Raw genomic sequence first — 26,099 nt, forward strand, 5'->3', positions numbered from 1 at the left:
TACCGGCCTCTTCGCGGGTAAACCCGCTCCCACAGGTTCATCACCGCCTGCAAGGGTGGCGCTTTACCTGTGGGAGCGGGTTTACCCGCGAAGAGGCCGGCACAGGCATTCAGGCAACCTCAGCGCCCACCCATGATCGCAATGTAATCCTGGGTCCAGCGGCTATATGGCACGAACTTGCCGCCCTGGGCCTGCGGGGTTTTCCAGAAGGCGATCTTGTCGAAGTTGTCGAAACCGTTGGTCTTGCAGCCCTCGGCCCCCAGCAGCTCGCTGCCGGTGCAGGCCGCCGGCACCGCCGGCAACGAACCGAACCAGGCCGCCACATCACCCTGTACCTTCGGCTGCAGCGACCAGTCCATCCATTTGTAGGCACAGTTGGGGTGCTTGGCTTCGCTGTGCAGCATGGTGGTGTCGGCCCAGCCGGTCGCGCCTTCCTTGGGGATGGTCGAGGCCACGGGCTGCTTCTCTGCCTTCAGGCCATTGACCATGTAGCCCCAGGAGCTGGAGGCGACCACGCCTTCGTTCTTCACATCGCTCATCTGCACCGTGGCGTCATGCCAGTAGCGGTGAATCAGCGGTTGCTGCTGGCGCAGCAGTTCCAGCACGGCCTTGTACTGCGCTTCGTTAAGCTCGTACGGGTCCTGGATGCCCAGCTCCGGCTTGGCCGTCTTCAGGTACAACGCCGCATCGGCGATGTAGATCGGCCCATCGTAGGCCTGCACGCGGCCCTTGTTCGGCTTGCCGTCGGGAAGGTTCTGCGGCTCGAACAGTACGCCCCAGCTGGTGGGCGCCTGCTTGAATACGTCGGTGTTGTACAGCAGTACGTTCGGCCCCCACTGGTACGGGGTGCCGTATACCTGCTTGTCGACTACGTACCAGCCACCGTTCTGCAGCCGTGGGTCGATGTTTTTCCAGTTGGGGATCAAGGTAGTGTTGATCGGCTGTACCCGCTTGCCCGCGATCAGTCGCAGCGACGCATCGCCCGAGGCGGTGACCAGGTCGTAGCCGCCCTTGGTCATCAGGCTGACCATCTCGTCCGAGGTGGCAGCGGTCTTTACGCTGACCTTGCAGCCGGTTTCCTTCTCGAAGCCGGTTACCCAGTCGTAGGCCTTGTCGCTTTCACCGCGCTCGATGTAGCCGGGCCAGGCGACGATGTCCAGGCGGCCCTCGCCGGGCCCCAGGGCCTTGGGCGGCTCGGCAGCCTGCAGGCTGGCGCTGGCCAGCACGGCGCAGGCGGTTGCGCCGAGCAATGCGGTCTTGTGCACTGACATGGTGTTCCCTCTTCTTGGAGATTTTGGTCGGGGCAGTCATCAAGCAAGCCGTGAAGCGATCGTTATAAACGTAGTGCGGTTACGCGCGGTATTGGCGATATCGAGTCTAGTTGGCTTTTTGCCAGCCAATGCAACATCCGGAAGCAAATCCCCCCATGGTGATAGCGCGGGCAGGGCTTAACCTGATGGTTCCCTTGGCCAATGTGGAGACCGTTTGATGAATACCCGGGGATTGCTCGACCAGTTGCTCAAGTCCGGCCAGGACCTGCTCGCCAGCCAGGCCGGCAAGGCCAGCTCTGGCAAGCCAGGTGCCAGTGCCGGCGGCCTTGGCAGCCTGCTTTCCGGTGCCGGTGGCGGCGCCCTGGCGGCGGGCGCCATGGGCTTGCTGCTGGGCAACAAGAAAGCCCGCAAATATGGTGGCAAGGCCCTGACCTATGGCGGCCTGGCCGTGCTCGGTGTGCTGGCTTACAAGGCCTACGGCAACTGGCAGGCGCGCCAGCAAGTGGCCGCCACCGAGCCACAGACGGTCGACCGCCTGCCGCCGGCCCAGGCCGAGCTGCACAGCCAGGCGGTACTGCGGGCGCTGGTGGCGGCGGCCAAGTCCGATGGCCATATCGACGAACGCGAGCGTGCGCTGATCGAGGGCGAATTCACCCGCCTGGATGACGACCGCGAGTTGCAGCACTGGCTGCATGCCGAGCTCAACAAGCCGCTGGACCCGGCCGAAGTGGCCCGAGCCGCGCAAACGCCGGAAATGGCCGCCGAGATGTACCTGGCCAGCGTGATGATGGTTGATCAGGAAAACTTCATGGAGCGCGCCTACCTGGACGAACTGGCCCGCCAGTTGCGCCTGGACCCTGCCTTGCGTCAGGAACTGGAAAGTCAGGCAAGGCTTGCCGCCGCCCAATAGACGGGGCCTTTGTGGGAGCGGCCTTGTGTCGCGAATGGGCCGCAGAGCGGCCCCCGTATATCAGCAGCAGGGAAACGATTGCCGGGGCCGCTTTGCGGCCCTTTCGCGACACAAGGCCGCTCCCACAAGAAAAGCGCCTTTCCAGAGAGAGAAAATGACCTGCCCATCAGGCAGGTTACCTGGTCACCCCACATTTCAGCCGCATGAGCGCTGGGCGCCTGGGCTATACTTCGGCGATTTTCCCGCTCGTTGTGAATTCCTGAGGGCTGAATGTGAAGAACTGGACCTTGCGCCAACGGATCCTGGCAAGTTTTGCCGTGATCATCGCCATCATGCTGCTGATGATCGTGGCAGCCTACTCGCGGTTGGTGACCATCGCCTCCGCCGAGCAGGCAGTGGGGACCGACAGCATTCCCGGCCTCTACTACAGCTCGATGATCCGCAGCGCCTGGGTCGACAGCTACGTCACCAGCCAGCAGCTGGTGGGGCTGTCCAACCACCGCGAATTCACCTCGGCCGACGCGGAGCTGTTCAAGAGCTTCGAGGACCGCCTGAAGGAGCACATGACCAGCTACCAGGGGACCATTCAGGATGATGACGACCAGGCGCGCTTCGACGCCTTCACCCAGATGGAAGCCGCCTACCTCAAGATCGTCGACCAGGTGCTGGAAGCCTATCGACAACGCAACTACGCCGAAGCCCAGCGGTTGATCACCGATGTGCTGACCCCGGCCTGGCTCGAGGGCCGCAAGCACCTCAACGAAGTGATCGAGCACAACCGCGCCGCCGCCGATACCGACACCAACGAGATTGTCGGTGCAGTGAGCACGGCCAAGGGCAGCATGATCATTTCGCTCCTGCTGGCGATCATCGCCGCAGGCGTGTGCGGCCTGTTGCTGATGCGCGCTATCACCGCGCCCATGCAGCGTATTGTCCACGCCCTCGACAAACTGCGCTCGGGCGACCTGAGCATGCGCCTGAGCCTGGACCGCAAGGACGAGTTCGGTGCCATCGAAAGCGGCTTCAACGAAATGGCCGAGGCCCTGGCCAACCTGGTGGCCCAGGCCCAGCGTTCGTCGGTGCAGGTGACCACCTCGGTGACCGAAATCGCCGCCACCTCCAAGCAACAGCAGGCCACCGCTACCGAAACGGCCGCCACCACCACCGAAATCGGCGCCACCTCGCGGGAAATCGCCGCCACCTCGCGTGACCTGGTGCGTACCATGACCGAAGTCACCTCGGCCGCCGATCAGGCCTCCAGCCTGGCCGGCTCCGGCCAGCAGGGCCTGGCGCGCATGGAGGAAACCATGCACCAGGTGATGGGCGCCGCCGACCTGGTCAATGCCAAGCTCGGCATCCTTAATGAAAAAGCCAGCAACATCACCCAGATGGTGGTGACCATCGTCAAGGTCGCCGACCAGACCAACTTGCTGTCGCTAAACGCAGCCATCGAAGCGGAAAAGGCCGGCGAGTACGGCCGCGGCTTTGCCGTGGTGGCCACCGAAGTGCGCCGCCTGGCCGACCAGACCGCCGTGGCCACCTACGATATCGAGCAGATGGTGCGCGAGATCCAGTCGGCGGTATCGGCCGGGGTCATGGGCATGGACAAGTTCTCCGAAGAAGTGCGCCGCGGCATGTTCGAGGTGCAGCAGGTGGGCGAGCAGCTCAGCCAGATCATCCACCAGGTGCAGGCCCTGGCGCCACGCGTGCTGATGGTCAACGAAGGCATGCAGGCCCAGGCCACCGGTGCCGAGCAGATCAACCAGGCACTGGCCCAGCTCAGCGATGCCAGTACCCAGACTGTCGAGTCGCTGCGCCAGGCCAGTTTCGCCATCGATGAGCTGAGCCAGGTGGCGGCAGGCCTGCGTGGCGGCGTGTCGCGCTTCAAAGTCTGACTGCGATGAACGACTTGCAGCCGCGCGCCGCGCGGGCGGGCAACGCCAAGGGGGCGTTGTACCTGCAGTTTCGCATCCGCGACCAACGCTTTGCCCTGAGCGTGCACGAGGTGATCGAGGTGCTGCCGCGCCAGCAGCTCAAGCCGATCGCCAAGGCGCCTGCCTGGGTCGCAGGCATTCTTGCGCACCGGGGCCTGCTGGTGCCGGTGGTCGACCTGGCGGCATTGAGCTTCGGCCAGCCGGCAGCGCAGCGTACCAGTACCCGCCTGGTGCTGGTGCACTATCGGGGCGGCCTGCAGCTTGGCCTGATCCTGGAGCAGGCCACCGAAACCCTGCGATGCCACCCCGACGAGTTCCAGCCGTATGGCGTGGATAGCGGTGAGGCCCCGTACCTGGGCCCGGTGCGTCAGGATGAACAGGGTTTGCTGCAGCGCATCGAAGTCAACGACCTGTTGCCCGATGCCGTGCACGCGTTGCTGTACGCGGATGATCCGACAGGGATGCCGACATGAACGAACAGCATTTTTTCCGCTTCCTGCGCGAACGCATCGGCCTGGATGTGGAGTCAGTAGGCGCTACCATGGTCGAGCGTGCGCTGCGCCAGCGTTGCGTGGCCGTGAACGCCGCAGACCTGGATGATTACTGGTTGCACCTGCAGCAGTCGATGGATGAACAGCAGGCACTGATCGAAGCGGTCATCGTCCCGGAAACCTGGTTCTTCCGTTACCCCGAATCCTTCACAGCCTTGGCCAGCCTGGCGCACAAGCGCCTGGCCGAGCTGGCCGGGGCGCGCCCGCTGCGCTTGCTCAGCCTGCCTTGCTCGACCGGCGAGGAGCCCTATTCGCTGGCCATGGCCTTGCTCGATGCGGGTATCGCGCCGGGGGCCTTCATGATCGACGGCATGGACATCAGCCCCAGTTCCGTGGCCAAGGCCGGGCAGGCCGTTTACGGGCGCAATGCCTTCCGTGGCAGCGACCTGGGCTTTCGCGAGCGTTACTTCGATGCCTTGGAGGAAGGCCACCAGTTGCATGAACGGGTGCGCGAGCAAGTCAGCCTGCAGGTGGGCAACGTGCTCGACCCGGCGCTGGCCAGCCGCGATGGCCTGTACGACTTCGTGTTCTGCCGTAACTTGCTGATCTATTTTGACGTGCCGACCCAGCAACGGGTGTTCGAAATGCTCAAGCGCTTGCTGCACCCCCAGGGCGTGCTGTTCATCGGCCCGGCAGAAGGCAGCTTGCTGGCGCGATTGGGCATGCGCCCGCTGGGGATTGCCCAGTCGTTCGCCTACGTGCGTCAGCAGGGCGATAGCGCAGCGCTGGCTACGCCCCCGGCCCAGCCCTTGCGGCGCATGTCGCCAGCACCTGCCAGGCCGGGCTATCCGTTACCGAGCGCAGCGTTGCCACGCCCGCTGCGGGTGCTGCCCGTGGCCGCCAAGCCAGCGCCGGCGCGCGAGCACAAGCGCGAGGAGCCAAGCGAGTTGCTGGCCAGCATTGCCCGGCTGGCCAATGCCGGCGCCAGTGAGCAGGCCCGTGCCGAATGCCAGCGCTATCTGGGGCAATTCGCGCCCTCGGCGCAGGTTTACTACTGGCTGGGGCTGCTCAGCGATACCGAAGGCGATGCGCAGCAGGCACTGACCCACTATCGCAAAGCCCTGTACCTGGAGCCGCAGCACCCCGAGGCGCTGGTGCACCTGGCGGCCTTGTTGGCGGCCCAGGGCGACCTGGCCGGTGCCCGGCGCCTGCAGGAGCGCGCCGCGCGGGTCGGCCGGGAGTCTGAACGATGAAGGAATCCGCGATGCAATTGCTCGCCGAGGATGACGCGCACATCGACGACTGCTGGAACCGCATTGGCGTGCACGGCGACAAGCAGTGCCCGCTGTTGGAACGTCACGTTCACTGCCGCAACTGCGAGGTATATGCCGCTGCGGCCACACGCCTGCTCGACCGCTACGCGCTGATGCAGGACCACCAGGCTGCCGTGGCGCCGCTGGCCGAGGAAAACACCGGCCGCTCCATGCTGCTGTTCCGCCTTGGCGAAGAATGGCTGGCGCTGGCCACCGCCTGCCTGGCCGAAATTGCCCCGCTGCAGGCGGTGCATTCGCTGCCGCACCAGCGCTCGCGGGTGCTGCAGGGGGTGGCCAACGTGCGTGGTGCGCTGGTGCCGTGCCTGTCACTGGCCGACCTGCTGGGTGTGCGGGCCAGCGCTGCCGAGCAACGTACTGGCCGGGCGATGCCACGCATGCTGATATTGGCCGCGGAGGGTGGGCCGGTGGTGATGGCGGTCGAGGAAATCGACGGCATTCACCGGCTCGACCCGCTGCTGCTGGGCAGCGGCCAGGACGCCTCCCGCTTCACCGCAGCGGTCCTGCAATGGCGTGGCCGCAGCGTGCGGGTACTGGACGATCAACACCTACTGTCTGCCGTACAGCGGAGCCTGTCATGACCCCAGAGCAAATGCGCGACGCATCGTTGCTCGAGCTGTTCAGCCTGGAGGCCGAAGCGCAGACCCAGGTGCTCAGCGCCGGCCTGATGGCCCTGGAGCGTAATCCCACGCAGGCCGACCAGCTCGAGGCTTGCATGCGCGCGGCCCACTCGCTGAAGGGCGCCGCGCGGATCGTCGGGGTGGACGCTGGCGTCAGCGTCGCCCATGTCATGGAAGACTGCCTGGTGGCCGCCCAGGAGGGCCGCCTGCGGCTGAGCGCCGAGCATATCGACGCCCTGCTGCAGGGCACCGACCTGCTGATGCGCATCGCCACGCCTGGCGATGCCGGTGCCCAGGCGACGCTGCCGGTGTTCCTTGCGCAAATGGCCAGCCTGCTCGAGCCGGGGCCGGCAGCCATGCCCTCGGCGCCGCCAGCCGTGCCAGCGCTGCCGGAAACACCGGTGCCAATCGCACAGGACGAACCTGTGCCGCTGCCGGCCGAACCCTTGGAATCCGAGCTCGACCTGGCTCCCCGTCGCAAGGCCGGCAAGCGCACCGGCGAAGGCACTGAGCGGGTGCTGCGGGTTACCGCCGACCGCCTCAACAGCCTGCTCGACCTGTCCAGCAAGTCGCTGGTGGAAACCCAGCGGCTCAAGCCGTACCTGGCCACCCTGCAGCGCCTCAAGCGCATGCACGGCCAGGGCATGCAGGCGCTTGATGGCCTGCGCATGCAACTGGAGGACAGTGGCCAGAGCAGCGAGGTGCTCGAAGCCTTGGCTCAGACCCAGCGCCTGCTGGCGGAAACCCAGCAGATCCTGCAGCAGCAGGCTGCCGACCTGGACGAGTTCGGCTGGCAGGCCAGCCAGCGCGCACAACTGCTGTACGACACCGCGCTGGCTTGCCGGATGCGGCCGTTTGCCGATGTGCTGACCGGTCAGAGCCGCATGGTGCGCGACCTTGGCCGTTCGCTGGGCAAGCCGGTGCGGCTGCTGGTGGAAGGGGACAAGACCCAGGTCGACCGTGATGTGCTGGAAAAACTCGAAGCACCGCTGACCCACCTGTTGCGCAACGCAGTCGACCACGGCATCGAACTGCCCGAGCGGCGCCTGCTGGCGGGCAAGGCGGAGGAGGGCGTGATCCGCCTGCGGGCCTCGCACCAGGCCGGTATGCTCAGCCTGGAACTGATCGACGACGGTGCCGGCATCGACCTTGAGCGCCTGCGCAGCAGCATTGTCGAGCGCGCCCTGTCGCCCGCCGACACGGTGGCGCGGATGAGCGAGGAAGAGTTGCTGACGTTCCTGTTCCTGCCTGGGTTCAGCCTGCGCGACAAGGTCACCGAGGTGTCCGGGCGCGGCGTGGGCCTGGATGCGGTGCAGCACATGATCCGTGAGCTGCGCGGTTCGATCGAGCTGACCCAGCTGGCCGGGCAGGGCTGCCGTTTCCACCTGCAGGTGCCGCTGACCCTGTCGGTCGTGCGCAGCCTGGTGGTCGAGGTGGGCGGCGAGGCCTATGCCTTCCCGCTCGCCCATATCGAACGCACGCTCGAAGTGGGCGCCGACGAGATCGTGCAGATCGAGGGGCGCCAGCACTTCTGGCACGAAGGCCGGCACATCGGCCTGGTCGCGGCCAGCCAGCTGCTCAACCGCCCGGCCGGGCAGACGCAGGAGAGCAGCCTGCGGGTGGTGGTGATCCGCGAGCGCGAGCAACTGTATGGCGTGGCCGTGGAGCGGCTGGTGGGTGAGCGGGTGCTGGTGGTGATGCCGCTCGACCCACGGCTGGGCAAGGTGCAGGACATTTCTTCCGGCGCCTTGCTCGACGATGGCTCGGTGGTGCTGATCGTCGATGTCGAGGACCTGCTGCGCTCGGTGGAAAAACTGCTCAGCACCGGCAGCCTGGAACGCATCGAGCGCGGCAGCAGCGGCGCCCGTGGCGTGGCGCGCCAGCGCATCCTGGTGGTCGACGATTCGCTTACCGTGCGGGAACTGCAGCGCAAGCTGCTCGGCAACCGTGGCTACGATGTGGCCGTGGCGGTGGACGGTATGGACGGCTGGAACGCCTTGCGTGGCGAGGACTTCGACCTGCTGATCACCGACATCGACATGCCGCGCATGGACGGCATCGAGCTGGTCACCCTGGTACGCCGCGACCAGCGTCTGCAGTCACTGCCGGTAATGGTGGTGTCCTACAAGGACCGTGAGGAAGACCGACGGCGTGGCCTGGACGCCGGCGCCGACTACTATTTGGCAAAGGCCAGTTTCCATGACGATGCGTTGCTGGATGCTGTGGTTGAGCTGATCGGAGGTGCTCAGGGATGAAGATCGCCATCGTCAACGACATGCCCATGGCCGTCGAGGCGCTGCGCCGGGCGGTCGCCCTGGAGCCGGAGCACCAGGTGGTGTGGGTGGCCAGCAATGGTGCCGAGGCGGTGCAGCGCTGCACCGAGCTGCAGCCAGACCTGATCCTCATGGACCTGATCATGCCGGTGATGGACGGCGTCGAGGCCACCCGCAGGATCATGGCCGAAACCCCATGCGCCATCGTCATCGTCACGGTCGACCGCAAGCAGAATGTGCACCGGGTGTTCGAGGCCATGGGCCATGGTGCCCTCGATGTGGTCGACACGCCGGCACTGGGGGCGGGCGACCCGCGAGAGGCGGCAGCGCCCTTGCTGCGCAAGATTCTGAACATCAGCTGGCTGATCGGCCAGCAGCGAGCTCTGGCGGCACGCCCGGTCGCTGCGCCAGTACGGGTTGCAGCCCAGCATCGCGGGCTGGTGGCGATCGGCTCGTCCGCCGGCGGCCCGGCCGCCCTCGAGGTGCTGCTCAAGGGCCTGCCGGCGGCGTTTCCGGCAGCCATCGTGCTGGTCCAGCATGTGGACCAGGTGTTTGCCGCGGGCATGGCCGAATGGCTCAGCAGCGCAGCCGGGCTGCCGGTGCGTCTGGCCCGTGAAGGCGAGCCGCCGCAGCCGGGGCAGGTGTTGCTGGCCGGCACCAATCACCACATCCGCCTGCTACAGAATGGCCAACTGGCCTACACTGCCGAACCTGTCAATGAAATCTATCGGCCCTCGATCGATGTGTTCTTCGAGAGTGTGGCGCGCTATTGGAACGGCGATGCGGTGGGCGTGTTGCTTACCGGCATGGGCCGCGATGGTGCCCAGGGCCTGAAGCTGATGCGCCAGCAGGGCTTCCTGACCATTGCCCAGGACCAGGCCAGCAGTGCGGTGTACGGAATGCCCAAGGCCGCTGCGGCCATCGATGCCGCAGTGGAAATCCGCCCGCTGGAACGCATAGCCGGGCGCTTGATGGAATTTTTCGCAAAATGACGAAGTGTATTGAATCACGCCGCCAGGCCGGCAGTGATCGGGTGAACAGGTATGAATGATTTACCGATCGAAGGTTTCACGACCCCCAACGAGAACTCGGCGATGGTGTTGCTGGTCGATGACCAGGCCATGATCGGCGAGGCGGTGCGGCGTGGCCTGGCCAACGAAGAGAACATCGACTTCCACTTCTGTGCCGACCCGCACCAGGCGGTGGCCCAGGCCATGCGCATCAAGCCTACGGTGATTCTTCAGGACCTGATCATGCCTGGCCTGGACGGGCTGACTTTGGTGCGTGAATACCGCAACAACCCGGCGACCCAGGACATTCCGATCATCGTTCTGTCGACCAAGGAAGACCCGCTGGTCAAGAGCGCAGCCTTTGCTGCCGGGGCCAACGATTACCTGGTCAAGCTGCCGGATACCATCGAGCTGGTAGCGCGGATCCGCTATCACTCGCGTTCCTACCTGACCTTGCTGCAGCGCGACGAGGCCTACCGTGCCCTGCGCGTCAGCCAGCAGCAACTGCTCGATACCAACCTGATGCTGCAGCGGCTGATGAATTCCGATGGCCTGACCGGGTTGTCCAACCGCCGCCACTTCGACGAGTACCTGGAGCTGGAGTGGCGCCGGGCCATGCGTGAGCAGCAGCAGTTGTCGCTGCTGATGATCGACGTGGACTACTTCAAGGCCTACAACGACAGCTTTGGCCACCTGGCCGGTGACGAGGCCTTGCGCCAGGTAGCCGAGGCGCTCCGCGGCGCGTGCTCGCGGCCGACCGACCTGCCGGCGCGCTATGGCGGCGAGGAATTCGTCCTGGTATTGCCCAACACCTCGCCGGGTGGGGCACGCCTGGTGGCCGAAAAGCTGCGCCAGACCGTGCTCGGCCTGGGCATCCCGCACACCGCGCCGGTGCCCGACTCGAATCTGACCGTGAGCATCGGCCTGGCCACCCAGACTCCGGCCATCGGCAGCCATAGCCGGCAGCTGATTTCGGCTGCGGACAAAGGCCTGTACCAGGCCAAGAATGGCGGGCGCAACCAGGTTGGCATCGCCTGAAACGCTGAAGAGCTGAAGCTGGCGCGGCCCCTGTGGGAGCGGCCTTGTGTCGCGATTGGGCCGCGCAGCGGCCCCGGCAATCTCTGCTGCTGAGCTGAAAATCTTGGGGCCGCTGCGCGGCCCAATCGCGACACAAGGCCGCTCCCACAAGGACCGTGCAATTTCCAAGTGCTCGATATACATGCTACCGCCCGGCGGGTCTGCCGCCCTGCGGCGGACTCGGTTATACTCGCAGGCTTTTCACCGAATTCGTACGAGAGCCGTCCGCCCATGGAAATCCAACCGATCCTGAACACCATCAAGGACCTTACCGAGCGTTCCCAGTCCATTCGGGGGTATCTTTGACTACGATCACAAGCATGACCGCCTGATCGAAGTCAACCGCGAGCTGGAAGACCCCAACGTCTGGAACAAGCCCGAGTACGCACAGGCCCTGGGCCGCGAGCGTGCCATGCTGGCACAGGTCGTCGAGACCCTGGACAAGCTGTCCGGCGGCCTGGCGGACTGCCAGGACCTGCTCGACATGGCCGTCGAGGAAAATGACGAAGGTGCCGTCGGCGACGTCGTGACCGAGCTGGAAGGCCTGGAAGAAAAACTGGCCCAGCTCGAGTTCCGTCGCATGTTCAGCGGCGAGATGGACATGAACAACGCCTACCTGGACATCCAGGCCGGCTCCGGTGGTACCGAGGCGCAGGACTGGGCCAACATCCTGCTGCGCATGTACCTGCGCTGGGCCGACAAGCGTGGTTTCGACGCCACCATCATCGAGCTTTCCGAAGGTGAAGTCGCCGGTATCAAGGGCGCCACCGTGCATATCAAGGGCGAGTACGCCTTCGGCTGGCTGCGCACCGAAATCGGCGTGCACCGCCTGGTGCGCAAGAGCCCGTTCGACTCCGGTGCCCGTCGCCACACCTCGTTCTCCGCGGTGTTCGTGTCGCCTGAGATCGACGACAAGGTCGAGATCGAGATCAACCCGGCCGACCTGCGTATCGACACCTACCGTTCCTCCGGTGCCGGTGGTCAGCACGTGAACACCACCGACTCGGCGGTGCGTATTACCCACGTACCGACCAACACCGTGGTGGCCTGCCAGAACGAACGCTCTCAGCACGCCAACAAGGACACCGCCATGAAAATGCTGCGGGCCAAGTTGTACGAGCTGGAAATGCAGAAGCGCAACGCCGCCTCGCAGGCGCTGGAGGACAGCAAGTCGGACATCGGCTGGGGCCACCAGATCCGCTCCTACGTGCTGGATGACTCGCGTATCAAGGACCTGCGTACCGGTGTCGAGCGCAGCGACTGCCAGAAGGTCCTGGACGGCGACCTCGACCAGTACCTGGAAGCGAGCCTCAAGCAGGGGCTGTAAAACGCACACAAACGCCGCGGTACCAGGCCTGGGCCGGTACCGCGTGCCCTGCCCGAAAGGGGCACCGAACACCTGATGGAAAGAATGACGAAATGAGCGACCTCAAGACCGAAGCGCAAGACCTGCAACAGGAAGAAAACGCCCTGATCGCCCTGCGCAAGGAAAAGCTTGCCGCCGAGCGCGCCAAGGGCAATGCCTTCCCCAATGACTTCCGTCGCGACAGCTACTGCAACGACCTGCAGAAGCAGTATGCGGACAAGACCAAGGAAGAACTGGAAGCTGCAGCGATTCCGGTCAAGGTTGCCGGCCGCATCATGCTCAACCGCGGCTCGTTCATGGTCATTCAGGACATGACCGGCCGTATTCAGGTCTACGTCAACCGCAAGACCCTGCCCGAAGAAACCCTGGCTGCGGTCAAGACCTGGGACCTGGGCGACATCATCAGCGCCGAAGGTACCCTGGCCCGTTCCGGCAAGGGCGACCTGTACGTCGAAATGACCAACGTGCGCCTGCTGACCAAGTCGCTGCGCCCGCTACCCGACAAGCACCACGGCCTGACCGACACCGAGCAGCGCTACCGCCAGCGTTACGTCGACCTGATGGTCAATGAAGAAACCCGCCACACCTTCCGTGTGCGTTCGCAGGTGATTTCGCACATCCGCAAGTTCCTCATCGAGCGCGACTTCCTCGAAGTCGAGACGCCGATGCTGCAAACCATCCCGGGTGGTGCCGCGGCCAAGCCGTTCGAAACCCACCACAACGCCCTGGACATGGCCATGTTCCTGCGTATTGCGCCGGAGCTGTACCTCAAGCGCCTGGTGGTTGGTGGCTTCGAGAAGGTGTTCGAGATCAACCGCAACTTCCGTAACGAAGGCGTTTCGACTCGTCACAACCCTGAATTCACCATGCTCGAGTTTTACCAGGCCTACGCTGACTACCGCGACAACATGGACCTCACCGAGGAACTGTTCCGCGAGCTGGCGCAGTTGGTGCTGGGCACTACCGACGTGCCGTACGGCGACAAGGTGTTCCACTTTGGCGAGCCGTTCGCCCGCCTGTCGGTATTCGACTCGATCCTCAAGTACAACCCCGAGCTGACCGCCGCCGACCTGCAGGACGTCGACCGCGCCCGCGAGATCGCCAAAAAGGCCGGCGCCAAGGTGCTGGGCCACGAAGGCCTGGGCAAGCTGCAGGTGATGATTTTCGAAGAGCTGGTCGAGCACAAGCTGGAGCAGCCGCACTTCATCACCGAGTACCCGTTCGAAGTGTCGCCGCTGGCCCGTCGCAACGACGACAACCCGGCTGTTACCGACCGTTTCGAGCTGTTCATCGGTGGCCGCGAGATTGCCAACGCCTACTCCGAGCTCAACGATGCCGAAGACCAGGCCGAGCGCTTCCTGGCCCAGGTGGCCGAGAAGGACGCCGGTGACGACGAAGCCATGCATTATGACGCCGACTTCGTTCGCGCCCTGGAGTACGGCATGCCGCCGACTGCTGGTGAAGGCATCGGCATCGACCGCCTGGTGATGCTGCTGACCAACTCGCCGTCGATCCGCGACGTGATCCTGTTCCCGCACATGCGTCCGCAGGCCTGAGTGAATTGAACGAGCCGCCTTTCGAGGCGGCTTTTTCTTGCCTGAAGCTTTATGTTGTCAGTACCGGCCTCTTCGCGGCTAAAGCCGCTCCCACAGGGGCCCCACTACCCTCAGGCTGGTGCGGTCCCCGTGGGAGCGGCTTTAGCCGCGAAGAGGCCGGTACTGACGAAACACTGTCCATGAGGTACCCCCCGTGACACCTGCAATGCCTCACCAGGGCGCCGCCGGCATCGCCACCGCCGTCGCCGAAAGCGTGCAATACCAAGGCCGCAAGACTGCCCGCCAGGGCAGCGAACAGCGTCGCCAACTGATCCTCGACGCCGCCATGCGCATTGTCGTGCGCGATGGCGTACGCGGCGTGCGCCACCGCGCCGTCGCTGCCGAGGCCGGTGTGCCACTGTCGGCCACCACCTATTACTTCAAGGACATCGAGGACCTGCTCACCGATACCTTCGCCCAGTACGTCGAACGCAGCGCCGCCTACATGGCCAAGCTGTGGGCCAATACCGAGGTGGTGTTGCGCCAGTTGCTGGCGCAGGGTGACGGCAGCCCGCAGGCACGGGCACGGTTGGCTGACGAAGTCGCACGCATGACTGCCGACTACGTGCAGCGGCAACTGCTGAACCGCCGCGACTTCCTGATGGCCGAGCAGGCCTTCCGCCAGGAGGCGCTGCTATGCCCGCGTCTGGCTCAACTGGTGTGCGCTCATGAGCAGATCCTGCTGCATGGCACCCGCCAATTGCTGCAGGTGGTGGGCTCGCAGCAACCGGAACAGGACGCCCAGATGTTGACGGCGATTATCGAGCAGATGGAATATCAGGGCCTGCTCAAGGATGCGAACGCGCAAGCCGATGGGCAGATGCTCGCTATGCTTAGCCGATACCTGCAGCTGGTGCTGGCATCGGCCTGAGCCGAGACCGACTTTTCAAGGAGAACCTGATGAAAGCCTGGCGTGTGGTGTTGTTGACTCTGTCATTCCTGCTGCTGGGCGGTTGTCTGGTGACCTTCCACGAGCCCTTGCCGAGCAACCAGGCGGCGCCCAAGGCCCTGCTCGGCAAGTGGAGCAGCAAGGACGCCTGGGGCGAACCGCTGAAGCTGGTGATCAGCCGTAGCGGCGGTGATGCCTACAAGGCGGTGGCTACGGCCAAGGGCAAGGCCCCGGAGGAATACGTGTTCACTGTGTCGCGCCACGGCAACCGCTGGTACCTGTCGGCTGGGGTGCCGAAGCGCCTGGGTGGCAACTTCCTGATCGGCGGTTTCGATATCGTCGATGGCAAGGAGCTGGTGGTCTACAACCTGGATGTCGAACAGGTGCAGCAGGCAGTGGACAAGAAGGAACTGACAGGGCGCAGCACCGAGGTGCCGGAGGACAACGGCGACGGCGTATTGATCGACAGCCCTTCGGCGCGGGTGCTGGCCTACCTGGACGACCCGGCCAACTCCGACCTGTTCGTTGAAGTGGCGCGGTTCCAGCGCTCCGGCAAATGACCGTGCTGGCTTCTTCGCGGCTGAAGCCGCTCCCACAGGGACCGCACCGGTTTTGAGCCTGATGCAGTACCTGTGGGAGCGGCTTTAGCCGCGAAGAGGCCGGTACAGGTTTCCTGTACTAGAAAGGAGTCCCCGGTGGACGAATACCAGCAAACCATCCGCGCCCTGTCCGACCGCATCGTTGCGGCACAGACCCCGATCCGGGTTCTGGACGCGGTGAAGTGGGACGACAACATCCGCCAGGGCTTCCTCAAGGCCAAGGGCAAGGAGCCGCCGGCCGTCGACCGTGCCTACTACCAGTCGCGCCCGCTGGCGTTCGATTCCAGCGCGGTCAAGGCCGAGTTCCAGGGCATCGAACGCGACATCATTCGCCAGCTCGGCCAGTTCAACCCGGTCGGGCAGATCATGAAGCGCATGTGCCGCGAATACCGCATGGTGGTGCGCATGCTCGAAGCGCGTGGCACCGAGGATTTCGGCCTGATCTCCCAGGAGCTGTACGGCGCTGCCTCCGATGCCTTCCACGCTGGTGACCCGACCCTGGCCGACCTCGGCCTGATGCTGTCGGACTACCTGAACAACATCGATGGCCGTGGCGACCTCAAGGACGAGCCGAAAAACCTTACCGCCAAGGAGGCCGTGGAAATCCTCCAGCACCGGCTGAACAAGGTGTTCGGCGAGGCCGAGGAAACCATCCGTGTATTCGAATCCGACGGCATCGTCGCCGATGCCGCGGCCGGGGCCGACTACATCAAGGTGCGTGCCGACGCCATGTTCAACTCCCGTGACGTGCGCGCGCTGGAGGTGCACGAAGGGCTGGTGCATGTCGGCACCACGCTCAACGGCCTGAACCAGCCGATCTGTACCTTCCTGGCCAAGGGCCCGCCCTCGTCGACGGTGACCCAGGAAGGCCTGGCCATCCTCATGGAGGTGATCGCCTTCGCCTCCTACCCCAGCCGCCTGCGCAAGCTCACCAACCGCACCCGCGCCATCCACATGGTCGAGGAGGGAGCCGATTTCATGCAGGTCTACAACTTCTTCCGCGAACAGGGGTTCGAGATGGCGCAGAGCTACAGCAACGCCAGCCGCGTGTTCCGCGGGTCGGTGCCCAATGGGCTGCCATTTACCAAGGACTTGTCCTACCTCAAAGGCTTCATCATGGTTTACAACTACATTCAGTTGGCCGTGAAGAAGGGCAAGCTCGAACAGATCCCGTTGCTGTTCTGTGGCAAGACCACTCTGGAAGACATGCGTACCCTGCGACAGTTGGTCGAGGAAGGCCTGGTCGAGCCGCCCAAGTACCTGCCCGAGCAGTTCCGCGACCTCAACGCGCTGTCGGCCTGGATGTGCTTCTCCAACTTCCTCAACCACCTGAGCCTGGATCGCATTGAAGCCGATTACGCGAACATTCTCTGAGTGCTGCCGCCTGCTGGCCCTGGGTTTGATCCTGCTGGGCCTGGGCGGTTGCAGCAGCCTGCTCTTCTACCCCGAGCGTGGCCAGGCGTTCACGCCCGAGCGGGCCAGGCTCGAGTACCGCGATGTCACCCTGACCACTGCTGATGGCATCCGCCTGCATGGCTGGTGGTTGCCGGCCAAGGCCGGGGTCGAGGTCAAGGGTACGGTGCTGCACCTGCACGGCAATGGCGGCAACCTGCCCGGGCACCTGGGCGGCAGCTACTGGCTGCCGGAGCAGGGCTACCAGGTGTTGATGATCGATTACCGCGGCTATGGCCTGTCGCAGGGCGAGCCGAGCCTGCCGGAGGTGTACCAGGACATCGCCGCGGCCATGGCCTGGCTGGACCAGGCGCCGGAGGTCAAGGGCAAGCCGCTGGTACTGCTGGGGCAGAGCCTTGGCGGGGCCATGGCCATTCACTACCTGGCGGCCCACCCGGAGCAGCGCCAGCGTTTCAGTGCCCTGGTGTTCGATGGGGTGCCGGCCAGTTACCGTGCGGTCGGGCGCTTTGCCCTCAGCACCTCGTGGATGACTTGGCCGCTGCAGGTGCCGCTGTCGTGGCTGGTGCCGGACGGCGATAGCGCGATCCGCTCGATCGAGCAACTGAGCAGCCCGCCCAAGCTGTTCTTCCACAGCATCGACGACACCCTGGTGCCGATGGACAACGGCATCCGCCTGTACCAGCACGCGCCAGCGCCGAGGGTGCTGCAACTTACCCGTGGCGGCCACGTGCAGACCTTCGCCGACCCGACCTGGCGCCAGGTGATGCTGCGCTTCCTCGACGACCCCAGCCATTTCAACGGCCTGCGGCGGCTGGCCGAAGTGCCCAATTACCCTGACGAGAAGAACAAGCAATGAGTGAAGAACGCAACGCCATCCCGCTGATCCTGACTGGTGTCGGTAGCATCATCGTGACGGTTGGGGCCTTGTGGTACTACGGTTACCTACATTTCGCCAAGCCCGAAGATGCCCTGTTGCTGCAGGACTTCACCATGCTCAAGACCCTCCCCGGCGAGGACTACAAGGTCTCGCTGGACCCGGCAGCCCAAGTGGCCCAGTGCGTGGATGGTGTGCTGGTGCTGTTCGATACTCAGCAGAAAGGCCTGACAGGGGTGCTGGTGGACAACCGCAAGCGCGCGGTGCGTTGCATGGGTGAGGAAACCCCGCAGCAGGTGCAGTGAGCCTCGATCTTGTTGCCTGTACTGGCCCTTTCGCGGCTGAAGCCGCTCCCACAGGGTCGGGGCTGTACGCGGTCCCTGTGGGAGCGGCTTCAGCCGCGAAAGGGCCAGTACAGGCAAAAGAAAGCCCCGCTTCGATCGCGGGGCTTGTCAGTTCAGCTAACCAGTCTTACTGCTGTACCTGGCTCACCGAGCGCGGCGCTACCGGCTGGTTGTCGTTGGAGATGGTCACCTCCACCCGACGGTTCTGCGCACGCCCCGAATTGCTCGAGTTGTCCGCTACCGGGTACTCCTTGCCATAGCCCTGGGCGACGATGCGTGCCGGGTCGACGCCGGCACGTACCAGTGCCATGCGCACGCTGTTGGCGCGGCGCTCGGAGAGGGTCTGGTTGTAGTTGGCCGAGCCTACGCTGTCGGTATAACCCTCGACGATCACCTTGCGCTCCGGGTTTTCCTGGAGGAACTGCGCCAGCTTGGTGACGTTCGGGTAGGCGTTGCTCTTGAGTTCGGCCTTGTTGAAGTCGAACAGCACATCACCAAAGGTGACCAGCGTGCCGCGGTCGGTCTGCTTGGCGTTGAGGCTGTCCTGCAGCTTGGCGATCTGTGCGTCGCGGGCGTCCAGCTTGGCCTGGGCGCGCTGGGCCGAGGCGTTCTTCAGTTCGCCTTCGGCGGTGCGCAGGGCGATGGTCTGCTTGGCCACCTCAACGCGCTGGTTGGTCAGGTAGGCCAACTGGTCGACCTTCTTCTCGTCTTCACGGTCCATGTAGGCCTTGTCGGCCTTGTTCAGCCAGTCCTGGGCGTCCTTGGTCTCCAGCGCTGCAACCTTGCTCGATTGCGGGTCGCTCTGCAGCGAGGAGAAGTTGGTGCGGGCCGATTCGAGGTTGGCATTAGGGTCGTGCGAGCAGGCAGCAAGGCCGACGCTCAGGGCCAGCAGGGCGGGAATCATGACGTAGTTGCGCATAGTGTTCATCCTTTGATCGTTTGCGAAGGCCGAGGTGGGCGGGGCAGGGCTCACTGAGCGCTGCGCAGGCCTTCCTCACGTACGTCCTGAACGCCCTCGCGGGCATCCTGCACGGCCTTCTGGGCCTTGGCCGCCTGGGCTTTGCGTTCGGCGAGGCGGGCGTCCCATTCGGCCTGTTCGGCCAGGCGCCTGGCGTCGTCGTACTTCTTGTCGTGCATGGCGATCTCGGCCTGCTTGAACTTGTCCTGGGCCGCTTTCATTTCCACGGCGGCGAACTCGGTGCCGCCAGCGCTGACGGCGGAGTTCACGGCGGACTGGGTGACTGCATACTGCTCGGTGGGCGGGTTGCCGGCACAGCCGGCCAGGACCAAACTGCTGCCCAGGGCCAGTGCTGCCAGCTTGAACCCGCGCACATGAGTGGATGAGGGTTTGTAGATGCGGGTGTTCTTGGTGGTCAGTTCCATTGGTTCACTCCTGTTTACGACATTGTCCGTAGCAGTCCATCGCTCGTTCCCTGACACGTGCGCGCGCTTCAGCTCAACGGTGCACAACGGCAGGTGTGCAGGGTTTTAGCGTGATGGCTATTGGCTGTGACTGACGCGTTTTTCGGATAGTTCAGAAAAAATCATCCCGAGCGGACAACTATTTCTGACTGATCGGTCAGTGCGATTGGCCTGGAACTTTTGTGGGATGCAGCGGTATTCCGGGCCTTATCAGGCCCGGAACGGTGAGGTGGCGGGTTACTTCTCGCTGTCGGCTGCAGGGTTGCTCAGAGTTTGCAGATGCTGTCGCGACAGTGACAAAAAGCGCGGGGTAGGGCCGATGTCCTCGTACAGCGGGTCGCCTTCCTCGTCGGTGGCGATGACCTGGCGGCCCTGCACATAGGGGAAGCTGGCTTCCAGTTCCTCGAGGGCTGCCGCGACCAGTTCACCGAGCAGTTCCTCGGCGGTGCGCTTGGGGTACATGTCGATCAGCGCGGCCAGGCGCGCTTCGGACTCAAGGTCCAGGTGCAGGACATGGCCCGTGGGGCTGAGGGTACCGGCGGCATTCTGTTCCCAGTGCTGGGCGAGTTCACGGATTTTCATGATGACCTCTGTTGACGCCTTGAAGGGCTGCATTGCATGGGAGTCTCGTGCTTTCACTTTAGTTTGCTTTGGCCGATCACGGCTTGCCATCGGCGCCTGGCTGTGGGCACTCTTGGAGCGAATACCGCACTCCCCTGTGGGAGCGGGTTCACCCGCGAACACTGGCGCAGCCGGTGCCAGGCGCCGCGCTGGATGCTTCGCGGGTGAACCCGCTCTCACAGGGGATCGCGTAAAGGCTGTAAAGGGATGCAATGCGCCAGAGCCGCGCCGGAGAGAGGGCCAATGACCGATATCGATGTGCGTTTGCGTGAAGATGTCCATGTGTTGGGTGAGCTGCTCGGCGATACCATTTGCCAGCAGCATGGCGAGGCGTTCCTGCAGAAGATCGAGGACATCCGCCACAGTGCCAAGGCCGACCGCCGCGGTGCCGGCGAGCAACTGAGCTCGACCCTGGCGGACCTGGCCGATGAAGACTTGCTGCCCGTGGCCAGGGCCTTCAACCAGTTCCTCAACCTGGCCAACATGGCCGAGCAGTACCAGTTGATCCGCCGCCGCGACGCCGACCAGCCCGAGCCGTTCGAGGCCCGGGTGCTGCCCGAGCTGCTGGCGCGCCTGAAACAGGCCGGGCACAGTAATGATGCCCTGGCCCGGCAATTGGCCAAGCTCGACATCCAGCTGGTGCTCACTGCGCACCCCACCGAGGTGGCCCGCCGCACCCTGATCCAGAAGTACGACGCCATCGCCGGCCAACTGGCAGCCCAGGACCACCGCGACCTGACCGTGGCCGAACGCGAGCAGGTGCGCGAGCGCCTGCGCCGGCTGATCGCCGAGGCCTGGCACACCGAAGAAATCCGCCGCACCCGACCCACGCCGGTGGACGAAGCCAAGTGGGGCTTCGCGGTGATCGAGCATTCGCTGTGGCACGCCATCCCCAACCACTTGCGCAAGGTCGACAAGGCCCTGCTGGAGGCTACCGGCCTGCGCCTGCCATTGGAGGCGGCGCCGATCCGCTTCGCCTCGTGGATGGGCGGTGATCGTGATGGCAACCCCAACGTGACCGCAGCGGTCACCCGCGAAGTGCTGCTGCTGGCACGTTGGATGGCTGCCGACCTGTTCCTGCGCGACATCGATGCGCTGGCTTCCGAGTTGTCCATGCAGCAGGCCGACGAAGCCCTGCGCGAGCGGGTCGGCGACAGTGCCGAACCCTACCGTTCCCTGCTCAAGCAACTGCGCGATCGCCTGCGCGCAACGCGCGCCTGGGCGCATTCGGCATTGACCAGCAGCCAGCCGGCCAGCGCCGAGGTGCTGGTGGACAACCGCGACCTGATCGCGCCGCTGGAGCTGTGCTACCAGTCCCTGCACGCCTGCGGCATGGGTGTGATCGCCGAAGGCCCGTTGCTTGACTGCCTGCGCCGCGCCGTGACCTTCGGCCTGTTCCTCGGCCGCCTGGACGTACGCCAGGACGCCGCCCGCCACTGTGATGCATTGAGCGAGATTACCGACTACCTGGGCCTGGGGCGTTATGCCGACTGGGATGAAGAGCAGCGCATCGAGTTCCTCCAGGCCGAGCTGAAAAACCGCCGGCCACTGCTGCCCGCGCACTTCAAGCCGCAGGCTGATACCGCCGAGGTGCTGGCCACCTGCCGGGAAATTGCCGCCGCACCAGCCGCATCGCTGGGCTCTTACGTCATCTCCATGGCCGGTGCTGCCTCGGATGTGCTGGCGGTGCAGCTGCTGCTGAAGGAGGCCGGCCTGACTCGGCCCATGCGCGTGGTGCCGCTGTTCGAGACCCTGGCCGACCTCGACAATGCCGGCCCGGTAATGCAACGCCTGCTCGGCCTGCCAGGCTACCGCGCCAACCTGCGCGGCCCGCAGGAAGTGATGATCGGCTACTCCGATTCGGCCAAGGATGCCGGTACCACGGCTGCGGCCTGGGCGCAGTACCGGGCGCAGGAAAACCTGGTGCGTATCTGCTCCGAGCACCAGGTCGAGTTGCTGCTGTTCCACGGCCGTGGCGGCACGGTAGGCCGTGGCGGTGGCCCGGCCCACGCAGCGATCCTGTCGCAGCCGCCGGGTTCGGTTGCGGGGCGTTTCCGCACCACCGAGCAGGGCGAGATGATTCGCTTCAAGTTCGGTTTGCCGGGCATCGCTGAGCAGAACCTCAACCTGTACCTGGCCGCCGTGCTCGAAGCCACCTTGTTGCCACCGCCACCACCGCAGCCGGCCTGGCGCGAGGTGATGGACCAGCTTGCCGCCGATGGCGTCAAGGCCTACCGCGGCGTGGTGCGGGAGAACCCCGATTTTGTCGAGTACTTCCGCCAGTCGACCCCGGAGCAGGAACTGGGGCGCCTGCCGCTGGGCAGCCGCCCGGCCAAGCGCCGCGCCGGTGGCATCGAAAGCCTGCGGGCCATCCCGTGGATCTTCGGCTGGACCCAGACCCGCCTGATGCTGCCAGCCTGGCTTGGCTGGGAAACGGCATTGAACAATGCCCTGGCCCGTGGCCAGGGTGAACTGCTGGCGCAGATGCGCGAGCAATGGCCGTTCTTCCGCACCCGCATCGACATGCTCGAGATGGTACTGGCCAAGGCCGATGCGCAGATCGCCGAGGCCTACGACGAACGTCTGGTGCAACCGCACCTGCTGCCTTTGGGTGCGCACCTGCGCGACCTATTGTCGCAGTCGTGCCAGGTGGTGCTGGGCCTTACCGGGCAGCCGGTGCTACTGGCGCACAGCCCCGAGACGCTGGAATTCATCAGCCTGCGCAACACCTACCTGGACCCGTTGCACCGCCTGCAGGCCGAGTTGCTGGCCCGTTCGCGCAGCCGCGAAGCCGCTCTGGACAGCCCGTTGGAGCAGGCCTTGCTGGTCACTGTGGCGGGTATTGCCGCCGGCCTGCGCAACACTGGGTGAGGGTAGGCCCGAAGCGTCCCGGGCGAGTGCTGTGCCGGGCATGCAGGTGGACGAAGAGGGTGGTTGCGCCTGGCGCAACCACCTGCCAGGCCAGCCTTAGGTGGCGCATTCCTGCAACTTTGGGACGCTTGTCTGGCTGCCGGGCGCTGTGTATCTTGAGCAGCCTTCTGACCGATTTATGGTCATACCCGATTTTTCCGGACTTGGCCCTGGTTGCCGAATCCATTGAATTTCATAAAAAAATTTGAGGAGCACGAGATGCGCGTAATTCTGCTGGGAGCTCCCGGGGCCGGTAAAGGTACTCAGGCAAAGTTCATCACCGAAAAGTTCGGTATCCCCCAGATTTCCACCGGTGACATGCTGCGTGCCGCCGTCAAGGCCGGTACCCCGCTGGGCCTGGAACTGAAAAAAGTCATGGATGCCGGCCAGCTGGTCTCCGACGAGTTGATCATCAGCCTGGTCAAGGAGCGCATCGCCCAGCCTGATTGCGCCAAGGGCTGCCTGTTCGACGGCTTCCCACGCACCATCCCGCAAGCCGAAGCCATGGTCGCGGCCGGTGTCGACATCGACGCCGTCGTGGAAATCGCCGTGGACGACGAGGAAATCGTCGGTCGCATGGCTGGCCGCCGCGTGCACCTGGCCTCGGGCCGCACCTACCACGTTCAGTACAACCCGCCGAAAGTGGAAGGCAAGGACGACGAGACAGGTGAAGACCTGATCCAGCGTGATGACGACAAGGAAGAAACCGTTCGCCATCGCCTGTCGGTCTACCACAGCCAGACCAAGCCGCTGGTGGACTTCTACCAGAAGCTGTCGGCTGCCAATGGCGGCAAGCCGAAGTACAGCCACATCGAAGGCGTCGGCTCGGTCGAAGCCATCACCGCCAAGGTCCTGGCAGCCCTGAGCTGATCCAGCGCCTGACGCACCTCGACAACGGCCCGCTTGCGGGCCGTTGTCGTTTGTGGGGCGCGGTCCCTGTGGGAGCGGCCTTGCGTCGCGAAAGGGCTGCGGAGCAGCCCCGGCAATCTTCGCGGCGAAGCTGAAAATGTGGGGCCGCTGCGCGCCCCATCGCGACACAAGGCCGCTCCCACAGAGACCGCGTCAAGGGGCCGTACAGCTGCCCCTTAGGGACACAACGCCGCAGCTGCTCTATACTGCCGCTCTTTTCCCCCTAGTACCTGGATACCCGTTCGATGACCACCCTCCTGGCCCTGGATACCGCCACCGAAGCCTGTTCCGTCGCACTGCTGCATGACGGCAAGGTAACCAGCCATTACGAGGTGATCCCGCGCATGCATGCCCAGAAGCTGCTGCCGATGATCAAGCAGCTGCTGGCCGAGTCCGGCGTGGCGCTGAATGCGCTGGATGCCATCGCCTTTGGCCGTGGCCCGGGCGCGTTCACCGGCGTGCGCATTGCCATCGGTGTGGTCCAGGGCCTGGCCTTCGCCCTGGAGCGCCCGGTTTTGCCGGTGTCCAACCTGGCCGCACTGGCACAGGGCGCGCTGCGCGAACAGGGTGTGCAGCAAGTGGCGGCTGCCATTGATGCGCGCATGGATGAAGTCTATTGGGGCTGCTACCAGGCCACCGAAGGTGAAATGCGCCTGGTCGGCCAGGAGGCAGTGCTGCCGCCCGAGCAGGTGGCGCTGCCGGCGGGTAGCACTGGCGAGTGGTTCGGTGCCGGTACCGGTTGGGGCTATGCCGAGCGCTTGGCGGTGCAGGTGGCCGCCAGTAATGCCAGTGCCTTGCCCAACGCTCTGGACATTCTCGCCCTGGCCAGCTTTGCCTGGGCACGCGGCGAGGCAATCGTTGCCGAACAGGCGCAACCGGTGTACCTGCGCGATAATGTAGCCACACCCAAGAAGCGCTGAGTGCTGCTTGTCGGTTATCGCCGATGACACTAAAACCTTTTGCGCGATCTGTGGTCCAGTTATCACTCGAGCATTAGCGATGGACTCCTGATGCTGCTAAATTGCCATCATTGGTCCTGAGTGCTCATTCCATGCGTATCGACGGTTTCTCATCGCAGTCCTATCCGATCAAGCGCACGCCGCGCAAGGCAGCGGTGCGTGACGAGGCCATCGATGATGCCGAGGTGATCGAGGAGGTCGAGAGCGCCCCTCAGGAAGCCACCGCCCGCCGTCGCAGCGGTGGCTTGCCAGCCCGCCAGCAGGACATGATCTTCCCCCGCGCCCGTGACCGCCGCACCGCTACCGCATTAGCCAGCTACCTGAGCACCGCCGGTTTTACCGACTGGGACATGGAAGTACTGGGGCTCGACCTGTACATTTAGTGGATGAGTCCATCACCACTGCCTTATTTTCTCGGTTGTCCGTCATGGAGTGAAAACGCCTGGCGCGGCTACCTGTATCCCGCCGACGCCAACAGCAGTGAAATGCTCGGCTACTACAGCCAGGTATTCAACGCCGTCGAGGGCAATACCACTTTCTACGCACGTCCTGCACCCGGCACCATTGCGCGCTGGGCGCAGATCATGCCCGAACACTTTCGCTTCACTGCCAAGTTCCCGCGAGACATCAGCCATGAAGGCGACCTGCGCGATCAGCTGGAGCCGGCCTTTGACTTCACCCGCCTGATGGCCCCGCTGGGCCAGCGCGTAGCGCCGTACTGGCTGCAGTTGCCGGCCCAGTTCAGCCCCGCACGGCTGGGCGAGCTTTGCCACTTCCTTGACGAAGTCGGGGTGCCGGTAGCAGTGGAGGTGCGTAACCAGGCCTTTTTCGCCAAGGGAGAAGAGGAGCGGTTGCTCAACCGCTTGCTGCATGAGCGCGGCGTGGAACGTATCTGCCTCGACCCGCGCGCCTTGTTCAGCTGTACCTCTCGTGACGCCGCCGTGCTGCATGCGCAAGCGAAGAAGCCCAAGGTACCGCCACGCCCGGCAGCCTTCAGCCAGCACCCGCAGGTGCGTTTCATCGGCCACCCGCAGCTGGAGGCCAACGAGGCCTTTCTTACCCCTTGGGTGGACAAGATCGCCGCCTGGATCGAGGAAGGCCGCAACCCCTACATCTTCCTGCACACCTCGGACAACCGCCTGGCCGCGGCGTTGGCCCAGCGCTTTCACCAACGCCTGATGCAGCGGCTGCCGGGCCTTGCCGCGTTGCCGGAATTGCCGCGCACCCCCGAGGTCGAACAACTGGGGCTACTCTGACCTTTCCCTGACTGCCGGAGGTTTA

24 protein-coding genes are annotated in these 26,099 nt (G+C 64.6%); 20 read left to right on the plus strand and 4 right to left on the minus strand.

Going from position 1 to position 26,099, the window contains the following annotated elements:
* Positions 1-119: 119 nt before the first annotated feature.
* Entirely contained in the window at positions 120-1,271 is a 1,152-nt protein-coding gene (ydcS, locus tag RIN61_RS17215) for a putative ABC transporter substrate-binding protein YdcS (RefSeq protein WP_112250960.1), read from the minus strand.
* A gap of 217 nt (positions 1,272-1,488) precedes the next feature.
* Between ydcS and RIN61_RS17220 the strand changes: the two genes are divergently transcribed.
* From RIN61_RS17220 to RIN61_RS17290, 15 genes are all read left to right on the plus strand, one after another.
* Entirely contained in the window at positions 1,489-2,181 is a 693-nt protein-coding gene (locus RIN61_RS17220; RefSeq protein ID WP_313853058.1) for a tellurite resistance TerB family protein, read from the plus strand.
* 272 nt (positions 2,182-2,453) lie between these two features.
* Complete coding sequence (locus tag RIN61_RS17225) at positions 2,454-4,076, plus strand: methyl-accepting chemotaxis protein (protein WP_207877166.1); 1,623 nt, start codon at positions 2,454-2,456, stop codon at positions 4,074-4,076.
* 5 nt (positions 4,077-4,081) lie between these two features.
* Entirely contained in the window at positions 4,082-4,588 is a 507-nt protein-coding gene (locus tag RIN61_RS17230) for a chemotaxis protein CheW (protein WP_207877164.1), read from the plus strand.
* Positions 4,585-5,859, plus strand: a complete 1,275-nt coding sequence (locus tag RIN61_RS17235; RefSeq protein ID WP_112250968.1) for a CheR family methyltransferase — start codon at positions 4,585-4,587, stop codon at positions 5,857-5,859. The genes RIN61_RS17230 and RIN61_RS17235 overlap by 4 nt, the downstream gene beginning before the upstream one ends.
* On the plus strand, positions 5,856-6,518 hold the full coding sequence (locus RIN61_RS17240; protein ID WP_313853063.1) for a chemotaxis protein CheW: 663 nt from the start codon (positions 5,856-5,858) through the stop codon (positions 6,516-6,518). The genes RIN61_RS17235 and RIN61_RS17240 overlap by 4 nt, the downstream gene beginning before the upstream one ends.
* On the plus strand, positions 6,515-8,812 hold the full coding sequence (locus RIN61_RS17245) for a hybrid sensor histidine kinase/response regulator (protein WP_313853065.1): 2,298 nt from the start codon (positions 6,515-6,517) through the stop codon (positions 8,810-8,812). The genes RIN61_RS17240 and RIN61_RS17245 overlap by 4 nt, the downstream gene beginning before the upstream one ends.
* Entirely contained in the window at positions 8,809-9,822 is a 1,014-nt protein-coding gene (gene wspF, locus RIN61_RS17250; protein WP_112250974.1) for a Wsp signal transduction system protein-glutamate methylesterase WspF, read from the plus strand. The genes RIN61_RS17245 and wspF overlap by 4 nt, the downstream gene beginning before the upstream one ends.
* A 51-nt stretch (positions 9,823-9,873) precedes the next feature.
* A complete protein-coding gene (gene wspR / locus RIN61_RS17255) occupies positions 9,874-10,878 on the plus strand; it encodes a Wsp signal transduction system regulator diguanylate cyclase WspR (protein WP_112250976.1) in 1,005 nt (334 codons plus the stop codon).
* Between the two features lie 270 nt (positions 10,879-11,148).
* A protein-coding gene (gene prfB, locus RIN61_RS17260; RefSeq protein ID WP_108480361.1) for a peptide chain release factor 2 occupies positions 11,149-12,244 on the plus strand; the annotation gives its coding sequence in 2 pieces (ribosomal slippage) (positions 11,149-11,220 and positions 11,222-12,244; 1,095 coding nt in all).
* Between the two features lie 92 nt (positions 12,245-12,336).
* Positions 12,337-13,839, plus strand: a complete 1,503-nt coding sequence (gene lysS, locus RIN61_RS17265) for a lysine--tRNA ligase (RefSeq protein WP_114170942.1) — start codon at positions 12,337-12,339, stop codon at positions 13,837-13,839.
* 205 nt (positions 13,840-14,044) lie between these two features.
* Positions 14,045-14,749, plus strand: a complete 705-nt coding sequence (locus tag RIN61_RS17270; RefSeq protein WP_015269162.1) for a TetR/AcrR family transcriptional regulator — start codon at positions 14,045-14,047, stop codon at positions 14,747-14,749.
* Positions 14,750-14,778: 29 nt separating this feature from the next.
* Positions 14,779-15,327, plus strand: a complete 549-nt coding sequence (locus RIN61_RS17275) for a hypothetical protein (protein WP_003258915.1) — start codon at positions 14,779-14,781, stop codon at positions 15,325-15,327.
* A 135-nt stretch (positions 15,328-15,462) separates the two neighbouring features.
* Positions 15,463-16,740 (plus strand): flavohemoglobin expression-modulating QEGLA motif protein, encoded by a 1,278-nt coding sequence (locus RIN61_RS17280; RefSeq protein WP_085601946.1) that lies wholly within the window; start codon positions 15,463-15,465, stop codon positions 16,738-16,740.
* On the plus strand, positions 16,712-17,635 hold the full coding sequence (locus RIN61_RS17285) for an alpha/beta hydrolase (protein WP_112250982.1): 924 nt from the start codon (positions 16,712-16,714) through the stop codon (positions 17,633-17,635). Before RIN61_RS17280 ends, RIN61_RS17285 begins: the two co-directional genes overlap by 29 nt.
* Positions 17,632-17,958, plus strand: coding sequence for a PA3694 family proteiin (locus tag RIN61_RS17290; protein ID WP_215520351.1), 327 nt, complete (start codon positions 17,632-17,634; stop codon positions 17,956-17,958). Before RIN61_RS17285 ends, RIN61_RS17290 begins: the two co-directional genes overlap by 4 nt.
* A gap of 166 nt (positions 17,959-18,124) precedes the next feature.
* Here the strand turns inward: RIN61_RS17290 and RIN61_RS17295 are convergent, their stop codons facing one another.
* The 3 genes from RIN61_RS17295 to RIN61_RS17305 form a co-directional block, all read right to left on the minus strand.
* Positions 18,125-18,916 carry a lipotoxin F family OmpA-related lipoprotein LptF gene (locus RIN61_RS17295; protein ID WP_133970510.1) on the minus strand — a complete coding sequence of 264 codons (792 nt, stop codon included), beginning with the start codon at positions 18,914-18,916 and terminating at the stop codon, positions 18,125-18,127.
* A 50-nt stretch (positions 18,917-18,966) separates the two neighbouring features.
* Positions 18,967-19,380, minus strand: a complete 414-nt coding sequence (locus RIN61_RS17300; RefSeq protein WP_112250987.1) for a DUF4398 domain-containing protein — start codon at positions 19,378-19,380, stop codon at positions 18,967-18,969.
* Positions 19,381-19,656: 276 nt separating this feature from the next.
* A complete protein-coding gene (locus RIN61_RS17305) occupies positions 19,657-20,001 on the minus strand; it encodes a pilin assembly protein (protein ID WP_207877154.1) in 345 nt (114 codons plus the stop codon).
* A gap of 282 nt (positions 20,002-20,283) precedes the next feature.
* Between RIN61_RS17305 and ppc the strand changes: the two genes are divergently transcribed.
* The 5 genes from ppc (at position 20,284) to RIN61_RS17330 (ending at position 26,074) form a co-directional block, all read left to right on the plus strand.
* Positions 20,284-22,911, plus strand: coding sequence for a phosphoenolpyruvate carboxylase (ppc, locus tag RIN61_RS17310; RefSeq protein ID WP_313853074.1), 2,628 nt, complete (start codon positions 20,284-20,286; stop codon positions 22,909-22,911).
* Positions 22,912-23,169: 258 nt separating this feature from the next.
* On the plus strand, positions 23,170-23,820 hold the full coding sequence (gene adk, locus RIN61_RS17315) for an adenylate kinase (RefSeq protein ID WP_112250993.1): 651 nt from the start codon (positions 23,170-23,172) through the stop codon (positions 23,818-23,820).
* Between the two features lie 284 nt (positions 23,821-24,104).
* Positions 24,105-24,779 (plus strand): tRNA (adenosine(37)-N6)-threonylcarbamoyltransferase complex dimerization subunit type 1 TsaB, encoded by a 675-nt coding sequence (gene tsaB, locus RIN61_RS17320; RefSeq protein WP_112250994.1) that lies wholly within the window; start codon positions 24,105-24,107, stop codon positions 24,777-24,779.
* Between the two features lie 131 nt (positions 24,780-24,910).
* The gene (locus tag RIN61_RS17325) at positions 24,911-25,201 is read left to right on the plus strand and encodes a hypothetical protein (RefSeq protein ID WP_112250996.1); all 291 of its coding nucleotides are present in this window, start codon (positions 24,911-24,913) and stop codon (positions 25,199-25,201) included.
* A gap of 3 nt (positions 25,202-25,204) precedes the next feature.
* The gene (locus RIN61_RS17330) at positions 25,205-26,074 is read left to right on the plus strand and encodes a DUF72 domain-containing protein (RefSeq protein ID WP_313853078.1); all 870 of its coding nucleotides are present in this window, start codon (positions 25,205-25,207) and stop codon (positions 26,072-26,074) included.
* Positions 26,075-26,099: the final 25 nt, after the last annotated feature.

The organism is Pseudomonas inefficax (assembly GCF_032164165.1).
Lineage (GTDB): Bacteria > Pseudomonadota > Gammaproteobacteria > Pseudomonadales > Pseudomonadaceae > Aquipseudomonas > Aquipseudomonas inefficax.